Annotated in this window: 5 protein-coding genes; 3 read left to right on the forward strand and 2 right to left on the reverse strand. The window is 49.1% G+C overall.

Annotated features, from left to right (window positions below; genetic code table 11):
- From VIM87_RS12880 to VIM87_RS12890, 3 genes are all read left to right on the forward strand, one after another.
- Positions 1 to 1,398 (forward strand): MBL fold metallo-hydrolase (locus tag VIM87_RS12880; protein WP_331997388.1); only part of this gene is annotated, 1,398 nt, incomplete at its 5' end.
- Between the two features lie 346 nt (positions 1,399 to 1,744).
- Positions 1,745 to 2,224 (forward strand): BON domain-containing protein, encoded by a 480-nt coding sequence (locus VIM87_RS12885; protein WP_331997389.1) that lies wholly within the window; start codon positions 1,745 to 1,747, stop codon positions 2,222 to 2,224.
- Between the two features lie 19 nt (positions 2,225 to 2,243).
- On the forward strand, positions 2,244 to 2,627 hold the full coding sequence (locus VIM87_RS12890; RefSeq protein WP_331997390.1) for a LysM peptidoglycan-binding domain-containing protein: 384 nt from the start codon (positions 2,244 to 2,246) through the stop codon (positions 2,625 to 2,627).
- A 132-nt stretch (positions 2,628 to 2,759) separates the two neighbouring features.
- On the opposite strand, the gene VIM87_RS12895 is transcribed toward VIM87_RS12890, so the two are convergent.
- Positions 2,760 to 3,620, reverse strand: a complete 861-nt coding sequence (locus tag VIM87_RS12895) for a lysophospholipid acyltransferase family protein (RefSeq protein ID WP_331997391.1) — start codon at positions 3,618 to 3,620, stop codon at positions 2,760 to 2,762.
- A gap of 16 nt (positions 3,621 to 3,636) precedes the next feature.
- A partial coding sequence (locus VIM87_RS12900; RefSeq protein WP_331997392.1) for an L-aspartate oxidase occupies positions 3,637 to 4,588 on the reverse strand: 952 nt, incomplete at its 5' end.

Raw genomic sequence — 4,588 nt, forward strand, 5'->3', positions numbered from 1 at the left:
ATTAAACAGTTATATACTAATTGTTTGTCGGAAGCTGCGTACTTCATTGCTTCTGATAGAGAAGCGGCCGTTATAGATCCGGTAAGGGATATTGATGCTTACCTGGAGCTGGCCAGAGAACAGAACGTAACCATTAAATATATTTTTGAAACGCACTTTCACGCTGATTTTGTTTCCGGCCATCTGGATTTGGCAGCTGCCACAAAGGCGCCTATTGTATACGGGCCTAATGCGGAAACCGGTTTCCCCGTGTATTTAGCAAAAGATGAAGAGCAATTTAAGATCGGGAAGATAACCTTAAAGGTGCTGCACACCCCCGGCCATACGTTGGAATCCTGCTGTTATTTATTGCTGGATGAAAACCAGCAGCCGCACAGCGTATTTACCGGCGATACACTTTTTGTCGGAGACGTAGGCCGCCCGGACCTGTTTAGCGGTAACCTGAGTAAAGAAGAATTAGCCGGTTTCCTGTTTGACTCACTGAACACTAAAATAAAAACGCTTCCGGATCATGTAACGGTATACCCGGCGCATGGCCCTGGCTCCGCCTGCGGCAAGAACCTGGGACCGGATACCTATAGCACCATTGGCGATGAAAAGCGCACCAATTACGCGCTGCTGGCTAATGAGAAAGATGAATTTATTCAGGTAGTAACTACAGACCTTACAGCGCCGCCCTCTTACTTCCCGGTAAATGCAAAGATCAATAAAGAAGGATATGACGCACTGCAGGCCATTATGGAAAAAAGCCTGAAGCCTTTAACCGTAGCGGATTTTAAGCGTAAAATGAAAGATGAGGTGCTGATACTGGATACCCGCAATGCCAATGAGTTTGCAGAAGGATTTGTGCCTACCTCCATCAGCATAGGGCTGGAAGGCCGCTTTGCAGAGTGGGCCGGCAGCCTGCTGCCCTTTGACCAGGAAATTATACTGGTTACCGCACCGGGGCAGGAAGAAGAAACGGTAGTACGCCTGGCCCGTGTAGGGTTTGATAATGTAGGCGGTTACCTGGAAGGCGGCTACCAGGCCTGGATTGATGCCGGTGAAGACCGTGACCTGATCATTAGCATAGAACCCGATGAACTGGCCATGGATATTCCGCATGATCCTAACCTGATAGTGCTGGATGTGCGCAAACCTGCAGAGTATGCAGACGGGCACGTGAAAGATGCGCAGAACCTCACTTTGAGCGATATGGCCGATCCCGGTACTATGGCGGATTTTGATGATAATCATAACCTGTATGTACACTGCGCCGGTGGCTACCGCAGCATTATTGCCTGCTCTATCCTGAAACGGGAAGGCATTCACAACCTGCGGAATGTAACAGGTGGTTTTGCTAAAATAAAAGAGGAGCAGGGAATTGAGATCGTAAAGGAAAAGAATGTATTGAATTAATGTGCTGATGTGTTAATATGCTGATGTGCTGGTATGCATTGGCAGTAAGCAGGCCCTGATGGATTAAGATCTGTCAGGGCTTTTTGCTGCGTATTCAGTAAATATAAATCAACACATCAGCATATTAGCACATTAATTCATATCGTAAAATTAGGTTAAGCATAGCAGCGGGGTGTGATCCGCGGCAACACTTATCTGCACGCTGATAGCAGCTTTTTGTATTACTGGCTGCATGCCCTGGTTTGTTAACAAGGCTTATTCCTTCTGCTTGATTAGCAATCACTTAAAACAAAAATTAGTTGCCGGTTACCCCCTAATTCGTTAAATTCCTATAAAATACTTAACCATGAAGAAACTACTAATGGCCTGCTGCCTGTTTGCAGGCATCTTCCTTTTTGCCTGCAAACCCAACGACTCCAAACTGCAGCAGGCGGTAAATGAAAAACTGATGGCTACCCCCGGCGTAAGCGCCACCGTAAAGGATGGGGTAGTAACCCTGAATGGCGAAGTAACCGATGATACTGCCAAACAAACGGCGGAAGATGCCGCCAAAAATGTAAAAGGTGTAAAGTCGGTAACAAATAATATCACCGTACAGGTGCCTGTGCCCACGCCGCCACCCGTAAGCATTAACCCGGATGAGGTGCTAAAGACCACGCTGGACTCGACCTACAAAGCAGCCGGTTATTCTGGTATAACCGTTTCCGTTATGGATGGGGAAGTAACGCTGGAAGGTAAAGCAAAAAAGAGCGACCTGCGCAAGATCATGCAGGCTGCCCAGGAAGCCAAACCTAAAAAAGTGAACAACAAACTCACCTTGCAATAACCATCAAAACTTTATAGCCATGGGCTTACAGGACAAATATAAACAGCTGGTAGACCAGGCTAACAGCGCCGGTATCAGCAACCTGCAGGTAACAGAGCAGGATAATGTGCTATACATAAACGGTACAGCACCTTCTGCACAGGTAAAAGATCAGCTGTGGGATACGTATGAAAAGCTGGATCCTGAAATGCGCTCTGCAGATGTGGTCATGAACATCAGTATTGCTGAGGGAGCCGCTTCCAGTGAGCAGGTGTATGAAGTGAAATCAGGCGATAGCCTGAGCAAGATCGCCAAAAATTATCCCGGTGTAAGCTGGAAGGATATTTTTGAAGCCAATAAAGACCAGATCAAGGATCCAAACCTGATACACCCGGGCCAAAAGCTGAAGATACCGGCGGTTTAATCCAATGTGCAAATATGCAGATATGCAAATGTGCAGATGGGTACTGCGTTATTCTATAGGTGCTTATTTATATAAGTATTCGTAAATGATAAGGCATTCATCTGCACATCTGCATATTTGCACACCTGCACATCAATCCCCTTTCCACTCATGCTTCCAGCGTTTGTGGCTCCATACCCAAACCTCTGGTTGCTCGCGGATGTTTTTTTCCAGGAACTGAACAAATGCTTCGGTGATCTTACCCTCCGGTACTTCCAGCGGGTTTTCAAACTCGAGGCTTAGCCTTGCTTTGTAGTAACCGCGCTTTACTTTCCGGATATCTGCAAATACCACCGGTATATTATTGCGGCGGGCGCTCATTTCAGGGCCCTTGTAAAATGCGGTCATTTTATTGAGGAAGGGGAACCAGTAACAACGGCGCGGATCGCCGGGGTTCTGATCCGCCACCAGGGCTATCAGGTATTGTTTGTGCAGCCAGGGCGCCATGGCGTTGCGGATATCGTTTGCCGGCAGCAGCGTGCTGCCGGACCTTTCCCTGAAGTGCCGGAAAAACCGGTCAACCGCCTTATTGGTAATAGGCATGTACACCACCAGGAAGGGGAACTGTACGCCCTGTATACAGAACAGGTTAGCCCACTCCCAGTTAAAATTATGGCCCAGGTGCAGCTGGCAGCTTTTACCCTGCTCATACAGCTGTTGTAATACGGTAAGGTCGCAGTCAAAGCGGCGGCGCAGCTGCCGGGGGCTTATGGTCAGCAGCTTGATGGTTTCCACCATCATATCCGTAAGATTGCGGTAGTATTTGCGGGTAAGCCGTTTTATTTCCCCGGGGCTTTTATCCGGGAAAGCCTGTACCAGGTTGGCATGCACCACTGCCCGGCGGTAACCGGCTATGTGGTACACCACCAGGTACAGCACATCGCTTAGCCCGTACAGCAGCCACAGGGGCAGCAGTGAAATGGCGTAAGCAAATATCAGCAACAGGTAATACATGAGGCGCAAAGGTACGTTACAACACAATATTCTGTACCAGCGCCGCTTTATGCGGATAATCGGTATTATAATGCAGGCCGCGGCTTTCTTTACGGAAATCGGCCGCTTTCACGATCAGGTAGCCAACGGTGATCAGGTTACGCAGCTCGCATAGCTGGGGTGAGACTTCTGTTTTCTGGTACAGCGCTTCTGTTTCCTCGTGTAGAATATCCAGGCGGCGTGAGGCGCGCTGCAAACGTTCATTGGTACGCACAATACCCACATAATCGCTCATGATCTGCTTTAATTCCTTGAGGCTTTGTGTAATGAGGATCATTTCACGGGGAGCGGTGGTGCCGGCAGCATTCCAGTCCGGCACATCCTGTTTAAAGGCGGTATAGCTTATTTTTTTAACCGCATCCTGGTAACAGCGGTGGGCAAATACCATGGCTTCCAGCAGGGAGTTGGAGGCCAGGCGGTTGGCGCCGTGCAGGCCGGTGCTGGCACATTCGCCGCAGGCATACAGGTTATTGATGGAGGTACGGCCCCACTCATTGGTTTTAATACCACCGCAGCTGTAGTGCGCGGAGGGTGCAATAGGTATCATATCCTTCCGGATATCAATACCTATGCTCAAGCACTTCTCATAAATATTGGGAAAGTGGTGTACGAACTTTTCATGGTCCATATGCCGGCAATCCAGGTACACATATTCCGTACCGGTTATCTTCATTTCACTGTCTATGGCCCGGGCTACAATGTCGCGCGGGGCCAGGGAAAGGCGGGGATCATACTTGTGCATGAACTCCTCTCCGTATATGTTGCGCAATATGCCCCCATCGCCACGCACGGCTTCCGTGATCAGGAATGAGTTGTTAACCCCCGGCTGGTACAGCGCAGTAGGGTGGAACTGTATGAACTCCATATTCTCTATACGGCCTTTGGCGCGGTATACCATGGCCACGCCGTCGCCGGTGGCAATAGAGGGG

The organism is Chitinophaga sp. (genome assembly GCF_036569125.1).
Lineage (GTDB): Bacteria > Bacteroidota > Bacteroidia > Chitinophagales > Chitinophagaceae > Chitinophaga.

What these genes read in the sequence shown, in the direction of transcription:
- VIM87_RS12885 (WP_331997389.1), top strand. Translation starts at nt 1,745, where the DNA reads ATGAAGAAACTACTAATGGCCTGCTGCCTGTTTGCAGGCATCTTCCTT.
- VIM87_RS12890 (WP_331997390.1), top strand. Translation starts at nt 2,244, where the DNA reads ATGGGCTTACAGGACAAATATAAACAGCTGGTAGACCAGGCTAACAGC.
- VIM87_RS12895 (WP_331997391.1), bottom strand. Translation starts at nt 3,620, where the DNA reads ATGTATTACCTGTTGCTGATATTTGCTTACGCCATTTCACTGCTGCCC.